The sequence below is a fragment of the Pseudomonas lundensis genome, assembly GCF_015377145.2.
Taxonomy (GTDB): Bacteria; Pseudomonadota; Gammaproteobacteria; order Pseudomonadales; family Pseudomonadaceae; genus Aquipseudomonas; species Aquipseudomonas lundensis.
This window is the reverse complement of sequence record NZ_CP062158.2, coordinates 2,007,334-2,030,663: the sequence shown is the minus strand read 5'-3', so window position 1 is coordinate 2,030,663 and position 23,330 is coordinate 2,007,334. Positions and strand designations below refer to the sequence as shown.

Here is a 23,330-nt window from a genome sequence, read left to right as displayed (position 1 = left end):
ACCGAGGTGCTGTTTATGTCTGTCGCTGCCACGCTGGTGCACACCCTGCGCAAACGCCTGAGCAAACCTGGCGGTTATGAACTGTTCAACATCCACCTCCAGCAGCGCATTGCCCTGAGCCCTTCGCTGATGCGTTTTGTGTTCACCGGCGCAGATGTGGGACTGATGCAAACCCTGGCCCCGGATCAGCGGGTCAAGCTGTTCTTCCCCAGTAACGACGGGACCTTGCCCTGCCTGCCGAAGAGCGGTGACTGGCAGGCAGCGCGGCGCGCCTTGAGCGCTGACAAAATCCCGCCCATGCGCACCTACACCGTTCGCGACCTGCGGCCGGACGCCCACGAGCTGGATATCGACTTCGTCCTGCATGGGGAAACCGGCCCGGCCTCGCGCTGGGCCGTGCACAGCCAGCCGGGCGACCGCCTGCAAATCGTCGCGCCGCAGGCGGCGTATCGAGGCGACCCCGGAGGCTATGAATGGCAGCCGCCCCAAGGGGTGCGGCAGGTGTTGTTGATTGGCGACGAAACCGCGTTACCGGCGCTGGCCGGGATTCTGGAACAACTGGCCGACCACCCCGATGCGCCACGGGTACAAGCCTTTATCGAAGTGCCCGAAGAAGCTGACTGCCTGCCCCTGCTCTGCGGCTTGAATGCCAAGGTCCACTGGTTGCCCCGCGCCAGTCTGGGCAAGCGCCACGGCGAAGGCATGACCCTGGCGGCCCGGGAGCTGGCGAGCTTGCCGCCGGTGAACACGCGCATGGCCAACACTGCGGCCGCTGAAGAGCTGGACCTCAACACCCAGCGCCCCTGGGAGCGCGCCAGCGCCAAACAGGGCGACTTTTATGCCTGGATTGCCGGTGAGTCCGCTGCGGTGATGGCGATTCGACGGTTTTTAATCAACGAACAAGGGCTGGCACGCCAGCAACTGACATTGATGGGTTACTGGAAACTGGGGCGGTCACTGGAATAATGACTCAGCGTGCAGGCGATTGAACCTAATAAAGTTCAATCGCGCACACTTGATTCGCTTCCCCTGTAAGAACATTCCACAAGTACAGGTTATGAGTCATACATCAACATCGGATGTGCGAAATATTTAACCCTGAACAACCACGACCTTATCAGTCGATGCAGGCACAGGGCATTTGCCGAGAGAGGACTGTTTCTTCAATTTTTTATACAGGGATTGCACGCCAGGCAGTTGTAACGCCTCAGGCTTGTAGTCAGGTACATCAGAACGAACTAACACCAGTTCATTACACGGCATAAAAAAAATAATAATGGACTTGTCCGTTACATCATCAACAGGCGCCAGCTTTGCTTCCTTAATTTTGATTGTGTTTCGATAGCGCTCACCCTCCGCCCCCTGATACTCCCGACCCAATTTGTGAAAGCTGTAGGTGGTCTCTGAATTGTAGGGATAACGTGAAAACAGTCGTGCCGGATTGATCACCCCGGCCACGGGCTTTACAGGCCCGCCGGGGCTGGGGGCTGACACCGCGCGTGCCGTGTAGCTGTCGGGCTGTTGGAGCGCGGTCACTCTTGTAAAGTCAGTGTTGTTTCGAGGCGCATCATAATATGTCCATATCGCATAATCGAAGTCACCACCGCCGGTTAAATTAATGCTGTACAGCGGGGCCGAATAACCCACGGGGCGAGGTGTATCTTTGACCCGCAAACTATTTTTTAGCCAAACATCGAACGGATACAAAACAATATCCACTGCCAAATCCACCGGCATCGAGACAATGGCTGCCATCGGGATCAGCCCTAAAGTCAACGACCAGTAAAAGGGCTCCTTGACTACTCTTACATCTTCTTCAATCCCGCTAAACCCCCCGACTCGGTCACTTAAAAACGTCCCACATCCGGACATCAGCGTAATACATGCAACCCACAAAAACCCCTGTAGCTTTTTAGGAAATCTGGTTTTCATTGCAACGCCTCGCTTCTTCTTTTTTGCAAGTTTTTAACTGATGCACCTCAATAAATCTACAAATTAACGACTCGCAAGGGTTATATTTTTGCCCACACTTCTTACTGTCAGCAAAACTGAATTCCCCCTCAGATAAGCCCTACGAAAACGCGCTGTAATAATTCTTTACATCTCAAGGTTCGGGTTTCGGCCTGCTCATCCGTCCTACATGGATAAGCAATCGCTTCTCAATGGCGATTAACACCCGCTCAACCGCGAGTTTGCCGTTACCCATGTCCAAAAAATCCCGTTCCAAGCTCTGGTTTCTGGTTCACAGCTGGCTCACTTTGCCGATCTGGTTCTTCGTGCTGATCGTGTGCGTGACGGGCACCCTGGCCGTGGTGAGCCAGGAAATTGTGTGGCTGGCGACCCCTGAAGCCCGTGCCAGCCAGCCCTCGGACGATGCGCCGCTACTCAGCTATGAACAGGTGCTCACTGCCATTCATCAGGCCGAACCCGCCCTGGCTGTGCAGTCGATCAGCCGCCCCGACGAGGCCCACTTCGCGCTGGTGGCCGATGTGGTGTACCCCGACGGGCGCTCACCATCGCTGTACATCAACCCCTACACCGGCGCCATTCAGGGCGAGAGCCCGAGTTTCAATTTCAAGGCGTTCACCCGCGCCCTGCACGGCTGGTGGCTGGTGCCGTTCACCAATGGTTATAGCTGGGGCTGGTATTTGGTGTCGTTCCTCGGCCTGCCGTTGCTGGGCTCGCTGATTACCGGGCTGGTGGTCTACAAGAAATTCTGGAAAGGCTTTTTCAAACCCAACTTGCGCTTCAAGCACGGCGCGCGAATTTTCTGGGGCGACTTCCATCGCCTGTGCGGGATCTGGTCGATCTGGTTTATCGCGGTGATTTCCATCACCGGCCTGTGGTTCCTGATTCAGGCGTTCATGTTCGATAACCAGATTTCCATTTCAACGGCCGGCAACCCGCCGGTGGTGGCACGTCAGGACGTGCCGATCATGCCCGACGGCAAACCGGCGCCGCAGATCAGTCTGGACAAGGCCGTGTCGATTGCCGCCGAGAAAATCCCCGGCCTTGAAGCCAGCTTCATCAGCCTGCCGAGCAATGCCTACGGCCATATCGAAGTCGGCGGCCCGGGCTGGTACCCGCTGTTGTTTCAGACCGCCGAGATCAACCCGTACAACGGCCTGATTGAAGGCTCGCGCATGATTGCCGACCGCTCCGGCCTGGAGCTGGTCACCGAGTCGATGCGGCCGCTGCACACCGGCGACTTTGGCGGCATTTGGGTCAAGCTGATCTGGTTCTTCTTCGGCCTGATCCTGAGCATGATGGTGCTCAGCGGTTTGCTGATCTGGACCAAGCGCACCGCACTGGCCACCGCCCACGCCCTCAAGCGCAGCAACACGCCTGCGCGCGCGCCTGCCGCTCAGGCCGCCACAACAACCACCGATAACCACACGCAGGTCAACGCATGAGCAAGGCAACCACGGCGCAGCCCGCCTCGCCCTTGAGCCGCTGGTGGCACCAATGGCGCTTTCACCTGAACATTTTGCTGTTGCTGGTGCCGCTGGGGTTCATGCCCAAGTACTTCGCCGATGCGTCGCTGTTTCGCGGCGACAGCGGTCTGGGCGAACGCGACATCGGCACCCTGCAGGTCGGGCCCTGGAGCCTGCAACTGGCCGAGCTGCGCGACGAAGCGCCACGCCCGGACGGGCCTGCGGGCTACATGAAAAACTTTAACGCGGCCTTGTGCGACGCCTGCATCGAACCGGTCAAGGCGGTCTACCTGCGCATCGGCAAACCCCGCAGCCTGCGCACCGCCGGGGTGATTTTCTTCGGCACGCCCTATCGCCTGGGCGCCACCGTTCCCGTGCCGCTGCGCACCCAAGAGAATGCCGAGCTGTGGGTCACCCTCGAAGGCTGGGACGGCTCGGTGCATCAGGCATCCATCCCCCTGAAAACGGCATCACCGGCCACGGTGGCCTGGCTGAAACAACAAGGAGGCAAACCATGAACATGCGACTGTCCAGACTCCCTGCGCGGCGCCTGATGACCGCAGGCTTTGCCGCCTGCATGGTCATGAGCACCCCGGTGTTTGCGCACAACCCGATGTGCGAATGCAAAGAACTCGATGGCGAACAGATCCGCTGCACCGGCGGATTCTCGGACGGCAGTGGCGCGCCGGGCGTCACCCTGGACGTCATCGGTTACGACGAAACCATTCTGGTGCCCGGCAAGTTGGGTCAGGACTCCAGCCTGACGTTCAAAAAACCCGATGGCGAGTTTTACGTGCTGTTTGACGCGGGCCCCGGGCACATCGTTGAAATCGACCAAGCCGACATCGAGGCCCCATGAATACGCACGTGGTACGCCCCGCCGGGGCCGGGCATGAAACCCTGTATGTCCTGCTGTTATGCCTGTTGATCCTGAGCGTTGCCGGTTCGGTGGTGGCGTGGCGCCATGAATCGCTGAGCGAAACCACCGTGGCGGCCCACCAACTGGATGCGCGACGGGACTTGAACGCCGCCGAGCAAGGGATCTACGCCGACCTGCGGGTCACACTCGACGAAATCCAGTTGCTGCGCGAAGACTCGAATGCGCTGGCCGAGCCCTCAGAACTGGCCGCTGAAGGGTTTGCCCCTTTTACGACCGACGCCAGCTCAATCAGCCGCGGCGGCCACGTGTGGCAGTTGCTGGGCGACCAGGCGTACCTGGGCGTGAGCCCCCACCCTGAGGTTGCCGGCTCGTTTTTGTTGCGTATCGGTGCTGAGCCGGATGTCTGGCTTAACCGCCACAGCTCGGTCAGCGTACCCGCCGACGTCAGCGATGCGGCCTTGCGCAGCAACGGCTGGCAGCAAGTGATCGCGCAATTCGATGCCGGGGTGACTCGCCAGCATCGGCACTGAACCCACCGCCTGACCTGAGAGAAGCCTGCTCGCCATGTCCATTTCATCTGTTCTGCGTCGCCGCACCCTGTTGCTGGCCGGGCTGATTGCCTGCTGCCTTGCCCCGCTCGCTTGGGCCGACAGCCCAACAGCGCTGGCCAAACCGTTGCGCATCGGCATCACCTTGCACCCCTATTACAGCTACGTGAGCAACATCGTCGGCGACAAGGCCGAGGTGGTGCCGCTGATTCCCGCCGGTTTTAACCCCCACGCCTACGAACCCCGGGCCGAAGACATCAAACGCATCGGCACGCTGGATGTGATCGTGCTCAACGGCGTGGGCCACGACGACTTCGCTGACCGCATGATCGAAGCCAGCGAAACGCCCGACATCCCGGTGATCGAGGCCAATCAGAACGTGCCGTTGCTGGCCGCCACCGGCAATGCCGCCCGCGGTGCAGGCAAAGTGGTCAACCCTCATACCTTCCTGTCCATCAGCGCCTCGATTGCCCAGGTCAACAACATTGCCCGCGAACTGGGCAAGCTGGACCCGGCCAATGCCAAAACCTACACCGCCAATGCCCGCGCCTATGGCAAACGCCTGCGCCAGATGCGGGCCGATGCGCTGGCCAAATTGACCGAAGCCCCCAATGCCGATCTGCGGGTGGCCACCGTACATGCCGCCTATGACTACCTATTGCGCGAGTTTGGCCTTGAAGTCACGGCCGTCGTCGAACCTGCCCACGGCATCGAGCCCAGCCCGAGCCAGTTGAAAAAGACCATCGACCAATTGCGCGCACTGGACGTAAAGGTGATTTTCTCAGAGATGGACTTCCCCTCCACCTACGTCGACACCATCCAGCGCGAGTCGGGGGTCAAGCTCTATCCGCTGTCGCACATTTCCTATGGCGACTACAGCGCTGACAAATACGAAAAAGAAATGACCGGCAACCTCAACACCGTGGTCAAGGCCATACAGGAGGCCGGAGCATGAGCGCTGCCGAACCGCTGGTCACCCTCGCCACCGGCCCCGGGGTTGAGTTCGATCAGGTCTCGCTGACCCTGGGCCAGACGCCGATTCTCGATCACGTCAGTTTCAACATCCGCCCCGGCAGTGTGCATGCGCTGGTCGGCCCGAACGGCGGTGGTAAAAGCTCGCTGATCAAGACCCTGCTGGGGCAGATGCCGCACCAGGGCCGCCTGTGCCTGAACTGGCCGGGCGCAACCGGTCCGATCGGCTACGTGCCGCAGGCGCTGGAATTCGACCGGGGCCTGCCCATGACGGTGGACGACTTCATGGCCGCCATGTGCCAACGGCGACCGGCCTTTCTGGGCCTGTCGCGCAAGGTAGCGCCCGCCATTGGTGAAGCACTGGAGCGGGTCGGCATGCAGGACAAACGCAAGCGCCGCATGGGCGCATTGTCCGGCGGTGAACGCCAGCGTGTGCTGCTGGCTCAGGGCCTGATCCCGGCCCCGCAGTTGCTGGTACTGGACGAACCCATGTCCGCACTGGACGAAGCTGGCGCCCGTGTGTTTGAACGCTTGCTCAAGGACTGGCGTCAGGCGGGCGTAACCGTGGTGTGGATCGAACACGACCTGGCGGCCGTCAAGCGTTTGGCTGAACGCGTGACGGGGCTCAACCGTCGGGTGCTGTTCGACGGCCCACCCGAACAGGCCTTGAGCCCCGAACGCCTGCTGAACCTGTTTGCGACTCACCCCACCGGCCACGGGAGCACTGATTCATGAGTTACGAAGCCTTTCGGCTGATGGTTCAAGGCTGGGCCTCGGCGGGTTATCTGCCCGGGGTACTGGCCTACGGCTTTGTGGTCAACGCGTTGCTGGCCGGTCTGTTGATCGGCCCGGTCCTTGGCGGCCTGGGAACGCTGGTGGTGGTCAAGCGCTTTGCGTTTTTCTCCGAGGCGGTGGGCCACGCGGCACTGACGGGGGTCGCCATCGGCATTTTGCTCGGCGAACCCTATACCGGGCCCTATGGCAGCCTGTTCGGCTACTGCCTGCTGTTTGGCGTGTCACTCAATTACCTGCGCAATCGCACCGGTCTGGCACCCGACACACTGATTGGCGTTTTCCTCTCGGTGTCACTGGCGTTGGGCGCCAGCCTGCTGCTGATTCTGGCGGGCAAGATCAACGTTCACATTCTCGAAAACGTGCTGTTCGGCTCCGTCCTCACCGTCAACGGCAACGACTTGCTGGTGCTGGCGATTGTCGGTGCGCTGGTGCTCGGGCTAAGCCTGCCACTGTACAACCGCATCATGCTGGCCAGTTTCAATCCGCAACTGGCCGCCGTGCGCGGTGTGGCCGTGAAGTCGCTGGATTACCTGTTCGTGATTCTGGTGACGCTGATCACGGTCGCGGCGGTCAAGGTCATCGGTGCCATTCTGGTAGGCGCCCTGCTGGTGATTCCGGCAGCCGCGGCACGGCTGCTGAGCCAGTCGCTGAAGGGTTTCTTCTGGATCTCGGTAGTGATTGCCACGTTCAGCACGTTGTGCGGGATTCTGTTGCCCATCGTGTTCGACCTGCCCATCCCCTCCGGCGCCGCAATCATTTTGGTGGCCGGTATCGTCTTTGCCCTCGCCGCCATCGCGCGCGGTGTGGTCCCCAGCCTGAAAGGGAATATTGGATAAATGCCTACTCTGCGCACACTCACCCTCGCGCTGGCCCTGACCGGCCTGCTCAGCACCCCGCTCATGGCCGCCGACCCGGCGGCACAACCGGTGCGCATTCTGGCCAGTTTGCCCATCACCTATGGCCTGGGCCAGTTGCTGCTCAAGGACACAGACGTGACCCTGGAGCGCGCAGCGGCCGCCAATTTGCCGGGCAGCCGCCAAAGCGCTTACTTCAGTGGGCGCGGTGCGCCCGCCCTGCACAAACTGGCCGAACACGCCGATGCCGTCATCGGCCTGCGTTCGGTATGGAGCGACGACCCGCTCTACCCCATGGCACGCCGCAGCAACCTGCGCATCGTCGAAATCGACGCCGCACGCCCGGTCGATGGCAGCCTGCCGGGTATCGCCTTGCAACCGGGCGCCCCGCGCGATGGCCTGAACACTCAGCCGTGGCTGGTCAGCAACAACATGGGGCGCATGGCGGACGTTATGGCCGCCGACCTGGTACGCCTGGCCCCCCACGCCAAACCGCAGATCGAAGCCAATCTGGCCGCCCTCAAGCAACGCCTGCTCAAGCTCAGCGCCGACACTGAACAGCAACTGGCCAACGTCGACAACCTGAGCGTGGTGAGTTTGTCCGACCGACTGGATTACCTGATGGCAGGGTTAAACCTGGAACCGGTGACGGTCGACCACCCATCTGACCAGCCCTGGACACCCGAAGCCCTTGAAGCCCTGACCCGCACCCTGAAAGACAACGACGTGGCGCTGGTGTTGGACCATCGTGCCCCCAGCGACGCGTTAACAGCGGCCGTGGCACAAAGCGGCAGCCAACTGCTGGTGGTCAACGCCGACGGTGCAGATCCGGTGGCGGAACTGCAGGCCACGATCGAAGCAATCATCAAGGCACTGAACAAGGCGTAACACGGTATCGGGCGGGAGGTTGGCGCGGCCGTGTTTGCGTCCCCCCCTCGAAGCCGGAGGGCTCCACCCTCCCTGCCACTGGAATGCACCAAACGGTTGCGAAATGTCGCGCAGTTAAATACTGTATGCACATACAGCTAACCAAGGACCGCATCATGGCTAAAAAAGCAGCGAAAGCACCGACGCCTCCAACACCTTACGAATTGTTCGGGCTTCGCATACAAAAAGAAATCAGTTCTCCCAAGGCACAAAAGGCCAAAATGGCGGTCCTTTTGCGTCAGGAAGGCGATAACCCGGAATTCTGGGAGCGCCTGCTGGAAGAAATCTCCGAAAACGACAACGTCACCGTTGCCCATCGCGATGATGGCGGCGTGAACGTTTTCTGGACTGTGCCTGAGGAAGACTGAGTCAATGAGGGTTTGTTTACTGGCATTTGCCAGCCTCTTCACTGCTTTAAGCGTTAACGCGGCTGCGCCGCAAACCTTTAGTGAAGCGAAAAAGGTTGCCTGGAAACTCTACGCACCTCAATCCACCGAGTTTTACTGTGGCTGCAAATACACAGGCAACCGCGTCAATCTCAAGGCCTGTGGCTATGTGCCGCGCAAAAATGCCAACCGCGCAGCACGCATTGAATGGGAACACATCGTGCCAGCCTGGCAGATTGGCCATCAACGCCAGTGCTGGCAAAAAGGAGGACGCAAAAACTGCACCCGCAACGACCCGGTTTACAAAGTGGCCGAGGCCGACCTGCACAACCTGGTGCCGAGCATCGGCGAGGTCAACGGTGACCGCAACAACTTCAGTTTCGGCTGGCTCCCGCAGCAGCCGGGGCAATACGGTTCGTGTTTGACCCAGGTGGACTTCAAAGCAAAGAAGGTCATGCCCCGACCTTCTATCCGGGGGATGATCGCACGCACCTATTTCTACATGAGCAAGCGCTACAATTTGCGCTTGTCCAAACAAGACCGACAGTTATACGAAGCGTGGGATAAAACCTACCCGGTGCAAGCCTGGGAACGCCAGCGTAACCAGACCGTGGCCTGTGTCATGGGCCGGGGTAATGAGTTCGTCGGCCCGGTTAATCTCAAGGCCTGCGGTTAGAGCCACCCGCAAGCCCGTACCCCTTGAGTCTTGCTGCCCTGAGGCTCAAGGGGCTCTTGAAATCACCACCGCTGTAACCCTTCCTGTATGCCCTCGATTCAGAGGCCCTTTTATTGCCGAAGTGCCATTATTGAGCTATTACTCTGCACATGATTAGACAAGCTCGATTCAATAAGAAACAACACGTGGTAGATGAACTGGTTCACCGAATAGAAAGCGGACGTTTAGTCGATGGCTTACCCCTGCCCGAAGAAGACAAGTTGGCACAAGAACTGGGTGTCACCCGCCATACGTTGCGTCAGGCCTTGACTGAACTCGAACGCCGCCGTTATATCGCGACCCGGGCCGGGGGCGGCTCTGTCGTGACCTACGACGGCATCACGCTGGATCAAAACAATGGCTGGACCCAGGCGCTGGCCGATACTGGCGCGCGCATCCACACCGAACTGTTGCGTTTTGAAGCCATTGAGCGGCCCGAGCTGCTTCATCAGTTTGGTGTCAGCCAGTTCATTACCCTGGATCGCCGACGCCGTCGCGCCGATGGCACCGCGGTGTCGCTGGAGCGCTCATTGATGCCGGCCACCAACGGCCTCGAAAGTTTGCCACGGGTGGGGCTGATCGACGATTCACTCACCATCACCCTCGCCGCTTATGGCTTTGTCGGTGAGCGTGGCGATCAATGGATCGGTGCCGAACCGTTGACCGTCGACGACGCGCAACTGCTGGGGCGAACCCCCGGCACGGTATTTCTAAAGGCACTGCGCACCACCTATGACCGACAAGGTCGCTTCATGGAGCAGGTCGAAAGCTGGCTGGATCCGCAGCACTTCCGCATGCACCAGTCATTCGGGACGCCCCTATGACACAACGTGATCGGGCGCTGGGCGCGTTTTACGGACTGGCACTGGGGGATGCGCTGGGCATGCCCACCCAGTCGTTCAGCCGTGACGAAATCGCTGCCCGTTTCGGCCGCATCACCACCCTTGAATCGGCGCCCGCCGATCAGCCCGTAGCCCCGAACATGGCCAAGGGCTCAGTCACCGACGACACCGAGCAAGCCATTCTCGTCGCTCAACTGCTGATCGAAAATCAGGGCTGCATCCCCGCCGCTCTGTTGGCACAGCGGCTGATTGACTGGGAGGCCGGGATGCAGGCCAAGGGCTCACAAGACTTGCTGGGGCCCTCCACCAAACGGGCCATCAGCCTGATTTTGGCGGGCCACAGCCCCGAAGAAGCAGGCCGTTATGGCACCACCAACGGTGCGGCCATGCGCATTACGCCCGTCGGCATCGTCAGCGACATCGCGCACCCCGAATGCTTCATACAGGCGGTCGTCCAGGCGTGTCAGGTGACCCACAACACCAGTTTGGGAATCGCCAGCGCTACCGCCGTCGCGGCCGTGGTGTCCAGCGGGATCAACGGTAAAAAACTCGAACACGCCTTGAATGCCGGCACTGAAATGGCCTACATAGCCGAGCATCACGGCCACTGGGTGGCAGGCGCGCGCATCGGGCCACGCCTGCGTTGGGCACGCGATGCCAGCGCGCATTGCAACAACGATAACGTCGGGGATCTGCTGTACGACGTGATAGGCACCTCAGTCGCCTCTCAAGAATCCGTGGTCGCAGCCTTTGCGCTGGCTCAGCGGGTGGCCAGTGGCCAGATGAACAGCGTTGATGCAGTGTGCGCGGCGGCCAGTATTGGCGGCGACACAGACACCATCGCCGCGGTGCTCGGGGCCATGCTGGGCGCCTGTGAGGGGCTCAACGCCTGGCCCACGGCACTGATTGAGCAGGTGCGGGACGTCAATCACTTGCAACTCGAACCGCTGGTCGAGGCGTTATTGGCCCTGCGCAACGCTTAGCTGCCCCCCTCGCAATGGACTGCACACCGGCTTGCTGCCCGAAGCCGGCGCGACATTTTGCTTAAAAACGCTACATAAGCATCAGGAGCGACACCCATGAGCAACCGCCCCGTCGGCCACAGCGCCGGACAACTGGAAACCCGTGGCATCGAACCCGTCCCGGAAATGGAGTGCAATGGCAATCCGCTGCAACTGTTTTGGGTCTGGTTTGCCGCCAACATCAGCATTTTAGGGTTGCCTTTGGGCGCCACGCTGGTGGCCTTTCACCACTTGGCGATCTGGCAAGTCATTCTCGTCGCGCTGATCGGCGCCGCAGGTTCGTTCGCCGTGGTCGGGGTCATTTCCATTGCGGGGCGACGCGGCCGCGCGCCAAGCCTGACACTCTCCAGAGCCATTTTCGGCGTGCGCGGTAATATCGGGCCGACACTGGTGTCGCTGATTTCGCGGGTCGGCTGGGAAACCGTGAATACCACCACGGCAGCGTTTGTCTTGCTGGCCCTGAGTGCCATCGTGTTTGGCACCCCGACCGACGCTAAAAGCGCCCCGCTCCTGACCCTGCTGTGCATTGCCATTTTTGCCCTGCTCACCTTGTCAGTGTCCGGGCTTGGCCATGCCACGTTACTGGTCATCCAGCGATGGGCCACCTACGTGTTCGGCGCCCTCAACGTACTGGTCGGCGGTTTTCTCTGCGCCATCATCGACTGGCAAGGTGTGTTTGCAGCGCCTTCGGCCCCGATGAGCGCTGTGATTATCGGCATTGGCATCATGGCGGCAGGCACGGGTATCGGCTGGGCGAACGCCGGGGCCGACATGTCGCGCTATCAAAAACGCAGCGTCAGTGGCCCGCAACTGGTGGCATCTGCTGCCTGGGGCGCTGGCATACCGTTGGTGCTGCTGATTACCCTCGGCGGTTTGCTGACCGTGGGCAATCATGAACTGGCTTCGGCCACCGACCCGATTGCCGCCATCCGCAACCTGCTGCCCGCCTGGATGGCCGTGCCCTATTTACTCAGCGCCTTTGGCGGCCTGTTGCTGTCCAATCACCTGTCGGTGTACTCCGCGGGCCTGACCACCTTGACCCTCGGGGTAAGGATCAAGCGCGTCCAGGCGGTGGTCGTGGATATCGTCGCGATTTTTTGTGGCTCGATTTACTTCATGTTGTACGCAGACAGCTTTTATGGCCCGTTCATTACCTTTATCTCCCTGACGGCCATTCCGATTACCGCGTGGGTCGCCATCTTTGTGGTCGACCTGATCCACCGTCATTACTACAGCGCCCAGGACTTGATGGACGTCAGCCCTTCCAGTGCCTATTGGTACACCGGCGGCATCGAATGGCGGGCCTTGAGTGCCTGGGCCGTGGCGCTGATCCTGGGGTTCTGTTTTACCCGGGTGGGCAGCAGCGAGGCCGACTGGTTTGTCGGCCCGCTGGCAGATGCCTGGCTGGGGCATAACGGGATGGGCTGGGTGGTGACCTTCGTGGTGGCAGGCGGCCTGTATGCCCTGCTGGGCGGCGCGCGTGACCGGCGTCTCAGTGGCACGGAGCCTGTCCATGCCTAGGTTGCTGCACACAGGCCAAATCATCATCGACCTGGTGATGGCACTCGATACCCTGCCACCCTCGGGCGGTGATGCGCTGGCCAGCAGCGCCAGCTTCCACGCCGGGGGCGGTTTTAACGTGATGGCCGCCGCCCGGCGTAACGGCCTGCCCGCCCTGTACCTGGGGCGACACGGCCAAGGCCGGTTCGGTGAACTGGCGCGTCAGGCCATGCGCGACGAAGGCATCACCCCGACCCTGCCACCCGATCCGCACACAGACACCGGCCTGTGTGTGGCCCTGACGGAAGCCAGCGCAGAACGCACGTTCATCTCGTACATCGGCGCCGAGGGCGTGCTGAGCACCGATGATCTGCAACAGGTGCAGGTGGCCCATGACGACTACGTGTATGTCAGCGGTTACAGCCTGCTGCAGGCGGGCAAAGCGCAACCCTTGCTGGACTGGCTGCTGGCCTTGCCGGGGGATGTTCACATCAGCCTCGATCCCGGCCCGTTGCTCCACGACATCGCCCCCCGCCTGCTGAACGCTCTGTTGCCACGCCTGAACCTGTGGACCAGCAATCGCCATGAAGCGCAGGCCCTCACAGGTACGTGCACGCTGGAGGATGCCCTGACGGCGCTGGATGCACGCTTGCATCGCACCTGCCTGAACGTGGTACGTGATGGCGCGCGCGGCTGCCGGGTCAGCGATACCCATGGCCACCACCGCATTGCCGGGTTCAAGGTGCACGCGCTGGACAGCAACGGTGCGGGTGATGCTCACACAGGCGTGTTGCTCGCGGCATTGGCCCATGGCGCTACGCCGGTTGAAGCCGCGCGACGGGCCAACGCCGGGGCGGCCATTGCCGTGACCCGGCGGGGCCCCGCCACGGCGCCCCGTGCAGAGGAGATCGATGGGTTCATGGCACAGCAAAACGCCCGGACTTCCGAGGTGTGAACGCAATTTCTGAACATCTTCAGGGTTAATTCCCACAATCAACACGACCAAAGAATGTAAGCAAAAGTGTATAAAACCTTCACAAAAGCTGGAAAATGCCTAAAGGGCTGATTTAACCTTGCCCTTTAACATCCCTCCTGTTGCACCTGTGCGCGGTAATTCTTACGTTTCCCGAGCCATTTGCGTGCTAACAGGGCGGCGTTTTCTCTCGACTTGTGACGATACTCTTGAAACTCATCATTATTGCTGTCTACGTTTTGTCCATCGCATATGTCCACTTGCGGGGCAAGGTTCGGCATAAGCTGAGCCGTCAATTAAGCGACCATTCAACCTTTCTGGCACCGATCAACTGCTTTTTGTACCTGTTCTCCAAAGTCCCCAGCCAGCCTTACTTCAAGCCTGAGGACTTCCCGGAACTGCAACCGCTGCAAGCGCACTGGGAAGAGATCCGCGAAGAAGCCCGCAAGCTGATGCACGCGGGCGAGATCAAGCGCTCAGAGCAACCGAATGACGTGGGTTTCAACTCGTTTTTCAAAACCGGTTGGAAGCGCTTCTACCTCAAATGGTACGGCGACAATCACCCCTCGGCCGTGGAGCTGTGCCCACGCACCATCGAACTCCTCAATGGCATTGGCACGATCAAAGCCGCCATGTTCGCCGAGCTGCCGCCCGGCTCTAAGCTGGTGCGCCACCGCGATCCGTACGCAGGTTCGTTGCGTTACCACTTGGGCCTGGACACGCCGGACGATCCGGGGTGCTACATCAACGTGGACGGTCAGCATTACGCGTGGCGTGACGGTGAAGCCGTGATGTTCGACGAAACCTTCATCCACTATGCCGAAAACAAGACAGACAAAAACCGCATTATTTTGTTCTGCGATGTCGAGCGGCCGATGCAGTACCGCTGGGCGGCGGCGTTCAACCAATGGTTCAGTCGTACCGTGATGGCCTCTGCCAGCTCGCCGAACGACGCCAATGACAAGGTCGGCGGCCTGAACCGTGCGTTCACCAAACTGTACAAAATCCGCCTGCGCGGCAAGGAACTGAAAAAGCGCAACCGCACACGTTACTACCTCGAAAAGTGGGCCATTTTCGGCGGCTTGCTGGCGCTGTTCCTGCTGATCTGATCCGCTGCCCCTTGACCCCGACACCCGCAGTCGCTCACCTGTGTAGCGGCTGCGCGGCGCTTCCCGCCCTCTTGCCCCACGTCTCACGTCTCACGTCTCACGTCATTTCCCGCGCCTTGTGTTAATCAGCCATCATGGCAATGCGCCTTGAGTTGCGAAAGCGCGCCCATATACTGGCTGGCGTGTGCTTGTTGAACCGCCCTGGCAGGCGACTGTGTGACAGGACTCTGGAGGTCTGCACCATGCCCATTCGTCTCAGTTTTATTTGCCATGCCCGTACCGAAGCCCAGCGTCTGGGCCGGTTCCCGCAAGATGAGCCAGCCGAAAGCAAAAGCCTGGAAAAAGCCGGGCAACTGGCCACAGTGCTGAAGAAACCGGTGCGGATTCTCTGCGCCCCTGAGACCCGAACCTTGCAAACCGCCCATGCCTTGGGCAGCGAAATCGAAATCGTGCCCGCGCTGGAAGAATACGATTTTGGTGACTGGAGAGGCCAAAGCCTGTCTGACCTCCAAGAGAGCACCCCGCAGGCCCTGGCGGACTGGCTCAGCAATCCCTATGCCGCGCCCCACCATGGCGAGTCGGTGCAGGACCTGTGCCTGCGGGTGGGCGCCTGGCTCGATGAATTCCGCGAGGAAGGCCATTTTGCCGTGGTCACGCATCCGTTCGTGATCCGCGCCGCCATTTTGCATGCCCTGGCGGCCAGCACCGCTTCGTTCAACCTGATTGACATCGAGCCGTTAGCGGTCGTGGATTTGCGTTTTAACGAACGCTGGCGGCTGCGATTCTGAGCTGAGGCAACTCGAGGCGGGTCCCCGCATCCGGTTTAGCGTTCTTCGAGTACCAACCCGCCCGGCGGCAACGGCAGCGCGGTTTTATAGCGCACTTGCTTAAGGGCGAAACTGGAGCGGATGTTGGCAACGCCGGGGACTTTGGTCAGGAAGTCCATCATGAAGCGCTCCAGCGCCTGAATGCTCGGCACCAGTACGCGAATCAGGTAGTCGGGGTCACCCGCCATCAGGTAGCACTCCATCACCTCGGGCCGGTCCGAGATGGCCGCCTCGAAATGTTGCAGCGCCTCTTCCACCTGCTTTTCCAGGCTCACGTGAATAAACACATTGACGTGCAGGCCGAGCATGTCGGCATCGAGCAAGGTCACTTGCTCGCGAATCAACCCGCGCTCTTCCATCGCTTTGACCCGGTTGAAACACGGGGTGGGCGACAGGTTGACCGAGCGCGCAAGGTCCGCATTGGTGATGCGCGCGTTCTCCTGAAGGCTGTTGAGAATCCCGATATCCGTTCGATCCAGCTTGCGCATGAGACAAAACCACCTGTTTTTTATGTTTATGCAGAATTCTTATCCTTATTCGCCACAAAGCACAACGAACTACAGATAAATATTCTTCACTGTCCGGAATATGATTGTTGTAGGACAAGATCTGCCGGTTGAACTGACATTTCTTGCATGCAGTACCTAGCTCCCGCGCCCTAATAAAACACGACAAGATCGAGCGTAGAGAAAGCCATGAATCAAGACTATGCACCACTGCGCCTGCACGTTCCCGAACCTTCCGGCCGTCCCGGCTGCAAGACCGATTTCAGCTACCTGCGTCTGACCGACGCCGGTTTGGTACGCAAGCCGCCCATTGATGTAGAACCGGCAGACACCGCAGACCTGGCCAAGGGCCTGATCCGTGTACTCGACGATCAGGGCCGGGCCTTGGGGCCGTGGGCCGAAGGCGTCCCGACCGACGTGCTGCGCGCCGGGATGCGCGCCATGCTCAAAACCCGCATCTTTGACACCCGCATGGTGGTTGCCCAACGCCAGAAAAAGATGTCGTTCTACATGCAAAGCCTGGGCGAAGAAGCCATCGGCAGTGCCCAGGCGCTGGCACTGAACCTTGACGACATGTGCTTCCCGACCTATCGCCAGCAAAGCATTCTCATGGCCCGCGACGTACCGCTGGTGGACCTGATCTGCCAGCTGCTGTCCAACGAGCGCGACCCGCTCAAAGGCCGCCAGTTGCCGATCATGTATTCGGTACGCGACTACGGCTTCTTCAGTATTTCCGGCAACCTCGCCACCCAATTCGTCCAGGCCGTGGGCTGGGGCATGGCGTCGGCCATCAAGGGCGATACCAAAATTGCGTCCGCCTGGATCGGTGACGGCGCCACCGCCGAGTCCGACTTCCACACCGCCCTCACCTTCGCTCACGTGTACCGCGCCCCGGTCATCCTCAACGTGGTGAATAACCAGTGGGCCATCTCCACGTTCCAGGCCATTGCCGGGGGCGAATCCACAACATTCGCCGGGCGTGGCGTGGGGTGCGGCATCGCCTCCCTGCGGGTCGACGGCAACGACTTCATCGCCGTTTACGCCGCCTCGGTATGGGCCGCAGAACGTGCGCGCCGCAATCTGGGCCCGACGCTGATCGAATGGGTCACTTATCGCGCCGGCCCGCACTCAACATCTGACGACCCTTCCAAGTACCGTCCTGCAGATGACTGGAGCCACTTCCCGCTGGGTGATCCGATCATTCGCCTCAAACAGCACCTGATTGCCACCGGCAACTGGTCCGAAGACGAACACGCCGCCGTCAGCGCAGAACTCGAAGCCGAAATCATCGGGGCACAAAAGGAAGCCGAACGCTTCGGCACCCTGGCGGGCGGGCAAATGCCGAGCGCCGCAACGATTTTCGAGGACGTCTACAAAGACATGCCCGAGCACTTGCGTCGGCAACGTCAGCAATTGGGGTTATAACCAGATGAACGACAACAATAAAATTCAGATGGAGAACGCCGTGAGCACCAGCACCATGACGATGATCCAGGCCTTGCGCTCGGCCATGGACGTGATGCTTGAGCGCGACGACAACGTGGTGGTATTCGGCCAGGACGTGGGCTACTTTGGCGGCGTGTTCCGCTGCACCGAAGGCTTGCAGGCCAAATACGGCAAGTCGCGGGTGTTTGACGCGCCCATCTCCGAAAGCGGCATCGTGGGCGCCGCGGTCGGCATGGGCGCGTATGGCCTGCGCCCGGTGGCCGAGATTCAGTTTGCCGACTACTTCTACCCCGCCTCCGACCAGATCGTGTCCGAAGCCGCCCGTTTGCGTTACCGCTCAGCCGGGGAATTCATCGCCCCGATGACCCTGCGCATGCCCTGCGGCGGCGGGATTTACGGCGGCCAGACCCACAGCCAGAGCCCCGAAGCGATGTTCACCCAGGTCTGCGGCCTGCGCACCGTGATGCCGTCCAACCCTTACGACGCCAAGGGCTTGCTGATCGCCTCCATCGAAAACGATGACCCGGTGATTTTTCTCGAACCCAAGCGCCTGTACAACGGCCCGTTCGACGGTCACCACGAACGCCCCGTGACCCCGTGGTCCAAACACGCCGCCAGCCTGGTGCCGGACGGCTACTACACCGTACCGTTGGACTGCGCCGCCATCGTGCGCCCCGGCACAGAAGTCACCATCCTGACCTACGGCACCACGGTGTACGTGTCACAAGTGGCGGCCGAAGAAACCGGCATCGACGCTGAAGTCATCGACCTGCGCAGCCTGTGGCCGCTGGATCTGGACGCCATCGTCAACTCCGTGAAAAAGACCCGCCGCTGCGTCGTCGTGCACGAAGCCACCCGCACCTGCGGTTTTGGCGCCGAGCTGATCGCACTGGTTCAAGAGCACTGCTTCCACTACATGGAAGCGCCGATCGAGCGTGTCACGGGCTGGGACACCCCTTACCCGCATGCTCAGGAGTGGGCCTATTTCCCCGGCCCGGCGCGAGTGGGAGCGGCTTTGCAACGGGTTATGGAGGTCTGAATGGGTACGCACGTTATCAAGATGCCGGACATTGGCGAAGGCATTGCGCAAGTGGAACTGGTGGAATGGTTCGTCAAAGTCGGTGACATGGTCAGCGAAGACCAGGTGGTCGCCGATGTGATGACCGACAAGGCCACGGTGGACATTCCTTCGCCAGTGGCGGGCAAGGTGTTGGCTCTGGGCGGCCAGCCTGGTGAAGTGATGGCCGTGGGCAGCGAACTGATTCGCATCGAAGTCGAAGGGGCCGGCAACCTGCGCGAAAGCGCAGCCGCCCCCGCCGAACCTGCTCCAGCTCCTGCTGCGGCGGCGGCGGCGCCAAAAGCGGCACCCCAGGCCCGGGTCGAAGTGGCCGCCGTGACCGCACCGCCCGCCAAACCGGCGGTGGCTCCGGCCCCACGCCCGGCGCCGGTGGCCCGTGAAGCCAATGAGCGCCCGCTGGCCTCGCCGGCCGTGCGTAAACGCGCGTGGGACGCGGGTATAGAGCTGCGCTTTGTGATCGGCACCGGCCCGGCTGGCCGCGTACTGCATGACGACCTCGATGCCTATTTGGCCCAGGACACGCAAACCAGCCCTGCGCCGGTCGGCGGTTACGCCAAACGCAACGACGAACAACAGATTCCGGTGATCGGCCTGCGCCGCAAGATCGCTGAGCGCATGCAAGATGCCAAGCGCCGGGCCGCGCATTTCAGCTATGTCGAAGAAGTCGACGTGACCGCCCTCGAAGAACTGCGCGCCCAGCTCAACCAGAAATGGGGCGACAGCCGCGGCAAGCTGACCCTGCTGCCATTCCTGGTTCGGGCCATGGTTGTGGCGCTGCGTGACTTCCCGCAGATCAACGTGCGCTACGACGATCAGGCACAGGTCATCACCCGTTTTGGCGCCGTGCACGTGGGCGTCGCAGCGCAAAGCGACAACGGCCTGATGGTGCCGGTGGTCAAGCATGCCGAAAGCCTGACGCTGTGGGGCGCGTCCGATGAGATCGCCCGCCTGGCCAATGCCGTGCGCACCGGCAAGGCCGCCCGTGAAGAGTTGTCGGGCTCGACCATTACCCTAACCAGCCTCGGTGCGCTGGGCGGGATCGTCAGCACGCCGGTGGTCAATCTGCCGGAAGTGGCGATCATTGGCGTCAACCGCATCGTCGAGCGCCCGGTGGTGGTCAAAGGCCAGATCGTGGTGCGCAAAATGATGAACCTCTCCAGCTCGTTCGACCACCGGGTGGTGGACGGTATGGACGCGGCACTCTTTATCCAGGCCATGCGTGGCTTGCTCGAACAACCTGCCACCCTGTTTGTGGAGTGAACATGCAGCCAACTCAACACACCACGCTGCTGATTATCGGCGGCGGCCCCGGCGGTTACGTGGCGGCCATCCGCGCTGGCCAGCTGGGCATTCCCACGGTCCTGATCGAAGGCCAGTCGCTGGGCGGAACCTGCCTGAATGTCGGCTGCATTCCGTCCAAAGCCCTGATTCACGTGGCCGAGCAGTTCCACACCACGCAACGCTACAGCGCGGGCGGTTCGCCCTTGGGGATCAAGACCACGGCCCCGACCCTGGACATCGGGCAAAGCGTGAGCTGGAAGAACGGCATCGTCGATCGCCTGACCACGGGCGTCGGCGCGTTGCTGAAAAAGAATGGCGTCAAGGTCATCCATGGCTGGGCGAAGATTCTGGATGGCAAGGCCGTTGAGGTCGACGGCCAGCGCATCGAGTGCGAACACCTGCTGCTGGCCACCGGCTCAGAAACGGTCAATCTGACGATACTGCCACTGGGCGGCGCCATTATTTCGTCCACCGAAGCACTGAACCCCACGCACATTCCCAAACGCCTGACCGTGGTCGGCGCCGGTTACATCGGGCTTGAGCTGGGGATCGCCTACCGCAAGCTGGGCGCGGAAGTCACGGTGGTCGAAGCCCGCGAGCGCATCCTGCCCACCTATGACATGGAGCTGACGCAGCCGGTTGCCGAATCCCTCAAAGCGCTGGGCATCACGCTGTACCTGGAACACAGCGTCGAAGGGTTCCAGGCCAGCACCGGCACCTTGTCGATGCGCAATCGCATGGGGGAAAGCCAGACGCTGGAAACCGATCAGGTGCTGGTGGCGGTCGGCCGTCGCCCGCGCACGCAGGGTTTCAATCTGGAAACCCTCGCCTTGACCATGAATGGCCCGGCGATCCGTGTCGACAACCGCTGCCAGACCAGCATGCGCAACGTCTGGGCGATTGGCGACCTGACCGGCGAGCCGATGCTGGCCCATCGCGCCATGGCGCAGGGAGAAATGGTGGCCGAGATCATTGCTGGCCAACAACGTGAATTCAGCCCGACGGCGATCGCGGCCGTGTGCTTCACCGACCCTGAAATCGTCGTGGTCGGCAAGACCCCGGCCGAGGCTGAGGCCGCAGGGCTGGATTGCCTGAGCGCCAGCTTCCCGTTTGCGGCCAATGGGCGAGCCATGACCCTGGAGTCCAAAAGCGGCTTCGTGCGGGTGGTGGCGCGGCGTGACAATCACCTGATTGTGGGTTGGCAGGCCGTCGGTGCGGGTGTGTCGGAATTGTCCACGGCCTTTGGCCAATCACTGGAAATGGGTGCGTGCCTGGAGGACATTGCCGGCACCATCCACGCCCACCCGACCCTGGGCGAGGCAGTGCAGGAAGCCGCGCTGCGCGCACTGGGGCATGCGCTGCATATGTAACACCGTGCCGTGCACGAGGCGGCGTCCGGCCTGACCGGCGCCGCTTCGTTTTTCGTCAGGAACCTTTGAACAGGCTCCACAAGAACGCCAACAACCCGCCCAGCGTGGCAATCCCCGCTAGCCAGCCGATGGCAGAGAGCCCTTGCCATACGGGCCCCGCCGCAGCGATCTGGGGGCCAAAGGCGATCAACAGCGCACTGATCAACAGCGCCAGCGACAAGCGCGTTGAAGCCAGGCGCAGTGAGCGCTCCAGCTTTTCGATCCCCGGCACGTCGACTTTCAGATCCAGCACGCCGTGCTTGAGGCGATGCACCATCAACCGGGTCAATTTCGGCAAATCTTCCAACACACCGCGCCCCAACTGCAGCCCGTCCATTGCGAGGCGTTGGGCAACCTTCCAGCTCAGCTGCTCGCGGAGCATCTTCTGCACCGCAGGTTGGGCGGTTGCGACCAAATCCAGTTCCGGGTCCAGCCGGGTCAACACGCCATCGGCTGTTATCAGCGCCTTGAACAGCACCAGCAGGTCCGGGGGCAACAGCAAGCGGTATTCACGCATCACCGTCAGAAAATCACGAATCAGCGCACTCATGTTCAACGGCTGGCGGGTGTGCTGTGCCATGTATTGACGCGCCGCACGTTCGATCTGGGTCACGTCCTGCACCCGCTCGCCCTGCCAGTCGATCAAGACCGAGATCAGGGTTTCAGTACTGCCTTCGGTCAACGCACGCATAAATGTCATGACCTCCAGACGCCGCCGCTCATCCAGGCGCCCGACCATGCCGAAGTCGATAAATCCGACGCGGTTTTCACTCATGGCCCGCAGATTGCCGGGGTGCGGGTCGCCATGGAACAGGCCGTCCTCCAGCAACATCTTGATGAAGGCTTTGGCGCCGCGTTGCGCCAACAGGCTTGGGTCCAGGCCTTGGGCAATCAACGCCTCGCGCTCCAACGGCGTGAAGCTGGGGAGAAATTCCTGCACCAGCAGCCGCTGGCTGCTGTAGGCCCAATGAATACGCGGGATCACGATGGCGGGGTCGTGTTCAAAATGCTGCGCCACGCTGTCGCAATGCTGGCCCTCCTGGGTGAAATCCAGCTCTTGCAGCATCGCCCGCGCCAGTTGGCGCACCATCTGGCGGGGCTGATACACCGCCAGCGTCTCGTTTTGCTCAATTAACTGGGCGACGCTTTCCAGCAGTTGCAAGTCCGCCGTCATTTTACCCCTGAGCCCGGGACGCTGAACCTTGACCACCACCTCCTCGCCCGTGTGCAAACGTGCGCGGTACACCTGCGCCATGGAAGCCGCGGCCAGCGGCTGGGTGTCAAACACCGCGAAAACCTCTTCAAGCGGGTAGCCCAGGTCTTCAAGCACCTGCACGTGCAGCGCCTCCCACGGCACGGTCGAGGCCTGACTGTGCAGCGCCTGCAGTTCTTCGACCCAGTGCGGCGGCAGGATGTCGCTGCGGCTGGCCAGAATCTGCCCGCACTTGATAAAGGTCGGGCCCAAGGCTTCTAACGCCATGCGCACCCGCTGCGCGCTGCTGGCTGGCAGAGCCTCACCCGGTTCTGCGCTGACCTGGGCGAGCAAACGCCCCAGCCCCAGGCGCACCACCACGTCCTGCGCGCCAAAACGCACCAGGGTGGCGATGATCTGATGAAGGCGGCGGTGATGTTTGACGGCGGTCCAGGTGGGTTCGAGCATGGGCACGGGTCCTTGTTGCTGGGGGGCTGACAGCCGGGGCGGCTCTATCTCGGACCGTCGGCGGGCCTAAACATTCGACTGATTAAAGCCTGCGACCGGTTCAATGGCACGCTTGCGTACGCAAACGCTGGGCGTGCTGGCCTAACACCAGTAGAATCGCGCTCTT

The 23,330-nt window shown here is 61.3% G+C and carries 24 protein-coding genes; 21 read left to right on the top strand and 3 right to left on the bottom strand.

Annotated elements, in window-relative coordinates; translation table 11 throughout:
- Positions 1 to 15: 15 nt before the first annotated feature.
- The gene (locus IF654_RS09680) at positions 16 to 966 is read left to right on the top strand and encodes a siderophore-interacting protein (RefSeq protein ID WP_094988073.1); all 951 of its coding nucleotides are present in this window, start codon (positions 16 to 18) and stop codon (positions 964 to 966) included.
- A 126-nt stretch (positions 967 to 1,092) separates the two neighbouring features.
- On the opposite strand, the gene IF654_RS09675 is transcribed toward IF654_RS09680, so the two are convergent.
- Positions 1,093 to 1,932 (bottom strand): YceK/YidQ family lipoprotein, encoded by an 840-nt coding sequence (locus IF654_RS09675; protein ID WP_094988074.1) that lies wholly within the window; start codon positions 1,930 to 1,932, stop codon positions 1,093 to 1,095.
- Between the two features lie 272 nt (positions 1,933 to 2,204).
- Between IF654_RS09675 and IF654_RS09670 the strand changes: the two genes are divergently transcribed.
- The 16 genes from IF654_RS09670 to IF654_RS09595 all read left to right on the top strand — a co-directional run bounded on the left by IF654_RS09670 (position 2,205) and on the right by IF654_RS09595 (position 15,745).
- Positions 2,205 to 3,413 carry a PepSY-associated TM helix domain-containing protein gene (locus IF654_RS09670; RefSeq protein WP_047280462.1) on the top strand — a complete coding sequence of 403 codons (1,209 nt, stop codon included), beginning with the start codon at positions 2,205 to 2,207 and terminating at the stop codon, positions 3,411 to 3,413.
- Positions 3,410 to 3,952 (top strand): hypothetical protein, encoded by a 543-nt coding sequence (locus tag IF654_RS09665; RefSeq protein ID WP_047280368.1) that lies wholly within the window; start codon positions 3,410 to 3,412, stop codon positions 3,950 to 3,952. Before IF654_RS09670 ends, IF654_RS09665 begins: the two co-directional genes overlap by 4 nt.
- A 35-nt stretch (positions 3,953 to 3,987) precedes the next feature.
- A complete protein-coding gene (locus tag IF654_RS09660) occupies positions 3,988 to 4,293 on the top strand; it encodes a hypothetical protein (protein WP_047277845.1) in 306 nt (101 codons plus the stop codon).
- Positions 4,290 to 4,844 (top strand): DUF6162 family protein, encoded by a 555-nt coding sequence (locus IF654_RS09655; protein ID WP_194862517.1) that lies wholly within the window; start codon positions 4,290 to 4,292, stop codon positions 4,842 to 4,844. Before IF654_RS09660 ends, IF654_RS09655 begins: the two co-directional genes overlap by 4 nt.
- A 34-nt stretch (positions 4,845 to 4,878) precedes the next feature.
- Positions 4,879 to 5,817, top strand: coding sequence for a metal ABC transporter substrate-binding protein (locus IF654_RS09650; RefSeq protein WP_047275058.1), 939 nt, complete (start codon positions 4,879 to 4,881; stop codon positions 5,815 to 5,817).
- On the top strand, positions 5,814 to 6,569 hold the full coding sequence (locus IF654_RS09645) for a metal ABC transporter ATP-binding protein (protein WP_194862518.1): 756 nt from the start codon (positions 5,814 to 5,816) through the stop codon (positions 6,567 to 6,569). The genes IF654_RS09650 and IF654_RS09645 overlap by 4 nt, the downstream gene beginning before the upstream one ends.
- Complete coding sequence (locus IF654_RS09640; protein ID WP_194862519.1) at positions 6,566 to 7,465, top strand: metal ABC transporter permease; 900 nt, start codon at positions 6,566 to 6,568, stop codon at positions 7,463 to 7,465. Before IF654_RS09645 ends, IF654_RS09640 begins: the two co-directional genes overlap by 4 nt.
- Complete coding sequence (locus tag IF654_RS09635; RefSeq protein ID WP_194862520.1) at positions 7,466 to 8,371, top strand: metal ABC transporter solute-binding protein, Zn/Mn family; 906 nt, start codon at positions 7,466 to 7,468, stop codon at positions 8,369 to 8,371. It abuts the gene before it with no gap.
- Between the two features lie 155 nt (positions 8,372 to 8,526).
- The gene (locus IF654_RS09630; RefSeq protein WP_047275066.1) at positions 8,527 to 8,778 is read left to right on the top strand and encodes a DUF1654 domain-containing protein; all 252 of its coding nucleotides are present in this window, start codon (positions 8,527 to 8,529) and stop codon (positions 8,776 to 8,778) included.
- Positions 8,779 to 8,782: 4 nt separating this feature from the next.
- Entirely contained in the window at positions 8,783 to 9,472 is a 690-nt protein-coding gene (locus IF654_RS09625; protein ID WP_194862521.1) for an endonuclease, read from the top strand.
- A 149-nt stretch (positions 9,473 to 9,621) separates the two neighbouring features.
- Complete coding sequence (locus tag IF654_RS09620; RefSeq protein WP_047275070.1) at positions 9,622 to 10,335, top strand: GntR family transcriptional regulator; 714 nt, start codon at positions 9,622 to 9,624, stop codon at positions 10,333 to 10,335.
- Positions 10,332 to 11,336, top strand: a complete 1,005-nt coding sequence (locus IF654_RS09615; RefSeq protein WP_194862522.1) for an ADP-ribosylglycohydrolase family protein — start codon at positions 10,332 to 10,334, stop codon at positions 11,334 to 11,336. The genes IF654_RS09620 and IF654_RS09615 overlap by 4 nt, the downstream gene beginning before the upstream one ends.
- 96 nt (positions 11,337 to 11,432) lie before the next feature.
- The gene (locus tag IF654_RS09610) at positions 11,433 to 12,896 is read left to right on the top strand and encodes a purine-cytosine permease family protein (RefSeq protein ID WP_095009797.1); all 1,464 of its coding nucleotides are present in this window, start codon (positions 11,433 to 11,435) and stop codon (positions 12,894 to 12,896) included.
- Positions 12,889 to 13,830: a PfkB family carbohydrate kinase gene (locus tag IF654_RS09605; protein WP_194862523.1), complete on the top strand. Its 942-nt coding sequence runs from the start codon at positions 12,889 to 12,891 to the stop codon at positions 13,828 to 13,830. The genes IF654_RS09610 and IF654_RS09605 overlap by 8 nt, the downstream gene beginning before the upstream one ends.
- Before the next feature lie 227 nt (positions 13,831 to 14,057).
- Positions 14,058 to 14,957: a lipid A hydroxylase LpxO gene (gene lpxO, locus IF654_RS09600; protein WP_047275079.1), complete on the top strand. Its 900-nt coding sequence runs from the start codon at positions 14,058 to 14,060 to the stop codon at positions 14,955 to 14,957.
- A gap of 242 nt (positions 14,958 to 15,199) precedes the next feature.
- Positions 15,200 to 15,745: a histidine phosphatase family protein gene (locus tag IF654_RS09595; protein ID WP_047275081.1), complete on the top strand. Its 546-nt coding sequence runs from the start codon at positions 15,200 to 15,202 to the stop codon at positions 15,743 to 15,745.
- A gap of 35 nt (positions 15,746 to 15,780) precedes the next feature.
- Here the strand turns inward: IF654_RS09595 and bkdR are convergent, their stop codons facing one another.
- Positions 15,781 to 16,272, bottom strand: coding sequence for a Bkd operon transcriptional regulator BkdR (gene bkdR / locus IF654_RS09590; protein ID WP_047275082.1), 492 nt, complete (start codon positions 16,270 to 16,272; stop codon positions 15,781 to 15,783).
- Between the two features lie 207 nt (positions 16,273 to 16,479).
- Between bkdR and IF654_RS09585 the strand changes: the two genes are divergently transcribed.
- Genes IF654_RS09585 through lpdA form a run of 4 tightly spaced genes read left to right on the top strand, consistent with a single transcriptional unit; the run spans position 16,480 to position 21,465 of the window.
- Positions 16,480 to 17,715, top strand: coding sequence for a 3-methyl-2-oxobutanoate dehydrogenase (2-methylpropanoyl-transferring) subunit alpha (locus tag IF654_RS09585; protein WP_047275084.1), 1,236 nt, complete (start codon positions 16,480 to 16,482; stop codon positions 17,713 to 17,715).
- Positions 17,716 to 17,719: 4 nt separating this feature from the next.
- Positions 17,720 to 18,775, top strand: a complete 1,056-nt coding sequence (locus IF654_RS09580; protein ID WP_194862524.1) for an alpha-ketoacid dehydrogenase subunit beta — start codon at positions 17,720 to 17,722, stop codon at positions 18,773 to 18,775.
- Complete coding sequence (locus tag IF654_RS09575; protein ID WP_194862525.1) at positions 18,776 to 20,074, top strand: dihydrolipoamide acetyltransferase family protein; 1,299 nt, start codon at positions 18,776 to 18,778, stop codon at positions 20,072 to 20,074.
- Positions 20,075 to 20,076: 2 nt separating this feature from the next.
- Complete coding sequence (gene lpdA, locus IF654_RS09570) at positions 20,077 to 21,465, top strand: dihydrolipoyl dehydrogenase (protein WP_194862526.1); 1,389 nt, start codon at positions 20,077 to 20,079, stop codon at positions 21,463 to 21,465.
- A 55-nt stretch (positions 21,466 to 21,520) separates the two neighbouring features.
- Here the strand turns inward: lpdA and IF654_RS09565 are convergent, their stop codons facing one another.
- On the bottom strand, positions 21,521 to 23,164 hold the full coding sequence (locus IF654_RS09565; protein ID WP_194862527.1) for an ABC1 kinase family protein: 1,644 nt from the start codon (positions 23,162 to 23,164) through the stop codon (positions 21,521 to 21,523).
- Positions 23,165 to 23,330: the final 166 nt, after the last annotated feature.

Bases quoted from the DNA above. Each gene is read 5' to 3' on its own strand.
- IF654_RS09605 (WP_194862523.1), top strand. From the start codon at position 12,889: ATGCCTAGGTTGCTGCACACAGGCCAAATCATCATCGACCTGGTGATG.
- IF654_RS09625 (WP_194862521.1), top strand. From the start codon at position 8,783: ATGAGGGTTTGTTTACTGGCATTTGCCAGCCTCTTCACTGCTTTAAGC.
- IF654_RS09595 (WP_047275081.1), top strand. From the start codon at position 15,200: ATGCCCATTCGTCTCAGTTTTATTTGCCATGCCCGTACCGAAGCCCAG.
- IF654_RS09670 (WP_047280462.1), top strand. From the start codon at position 2,205: ATGTCCAAAAAATCCCGTTCCAAGCTCTGGTTTCTGGTTCACAGCTGG.
- bkdR (WP_047275082.1), bottom strand. From the start codon at position 16,272: ATGCGCAAGCTGGATCGAACGGATATCGGGATTCTCAACAGCCTTCAG.
- IF654_RS09665 (WP_047280368.1), top strand. From the start codon at position 3,410: ATGAGCAAGGCAACCACGGCGCAGCCCGCCTCGCCCTTGAGCCGCTGG.
- IF654_RS09575 (WP_194862525.1), top strand. From the start codon at position 18,776: ATGGGTACGCACGTTATCAAGATGCCGGACATTGGCGAAGGCATTGCG.
- IF654_RS09580 (WP_194862524.1), top strand. From the start codon at position 17,720: ATGAACGACAACAATAAAATTCAGATGGAGAACGCCGTGAGCACCAGC.
- IF654_RS09640 (WP_194862519.1), top strand. From the start codon at position 6,566: ATGAGTTACGAAGCCTTTCGGCTGATGGTTCAAGGCTGGGCCTCGGCG.
- IF654_RS09635 (WP_194862520.1), top strand. From the start codon at position 7,466: ATGCCTACTCTGCGCACACTCACCCTCGCGCTGGCCCTGACCGGCCTG.
- IF654_RS09650 (WP_047275058.1), top strand. From the start codon at position 4,879: ATGTCCATTTCATCTGTTCTGCGTCGCCGCACCCTGTTGCTGGCCGGG.
- IF654_RS09660 (WP_047277845.1), top strand. From the start codon at position 3,988: ATGACCGCAGGCTTTGCCGCCTGCATGGTCATGAGCACCCCGGTGTTT.
- IF654_RS09630 (WP_047275066.1), top strand. From the start codon at position 8,527: ATGGCTAAAAAAGCAGCGAAAGCACCGACGCCTCCAACACCTTACGAA.
- IF654_RS09585 (WP_047275084.1), top strand. From the start codon at position 16,480: ATGAATCAAGACTATGCACCACTGCGCCTGCACGTTCCCGAACCTTCC.
- IF654_RS09610 (WP_095009797.1), top strand. From the start codon at position 11,433: ATGAGCAACCGCCCCGTCGGCCACAGCGCCGGACAACTGGAAACCCGT.
- IF654_RS09645 (WP_194862518.1), top strand. From the start codon at position 5,814: ATGAGCGCTGCCGAACCGCTGGTCACCCTCGCCACCGGCCCCGGGGTT.
- IF654_RS09655 (WP_194862517.1), top strand. From the start codon at position 4,290: ATGAATACGCACGTGGTACGCCCCGCCGGGGCCGGGCATGAAACCCTG.
- IF654_RS09565 (WP_194862527.1), bottom strand. From the start codon at position 23,164: ATGCTCGAACCCACCTGGACCGCCGTCAAACATCACCGCCGCCTTCAT.
- IF654_RS09615 (WP_194862522.1), top strand. From the start codon at position 10,332: ATGACACAACGTGATCGGGCGCTGGGCGCGTTTTACGGACTGGCACTG.
- lpdA (WP_194862526.1), top strand. From the start codon at position 20,077: ATGCAGCCAACTCAACACACCACGCTGCTGATTATCGGCGGCGGCCCC.
- IF654_RS09675 (WP_094988074.1), bottom strand. From the start codon at position 1,932: ATGAAAACCAGATTTCCTAAAAAGCTACAGGGGTTTTTGTGGGTTGCA.
- IF654_RS09680 (WP_094988073.1), top strand. From the start codon at position 16: ATGTCTGTCGCTGCCACGCTGGTGCACACCCTGCGCAAACGCCTGAGC.
- IF654_RS09620 (WP_047275070.1), top strand. From the start codon at position 9,622: ATGATTAGACAAGCTCGATTCAATAAGAAACAACACGTGGTAGATGAA.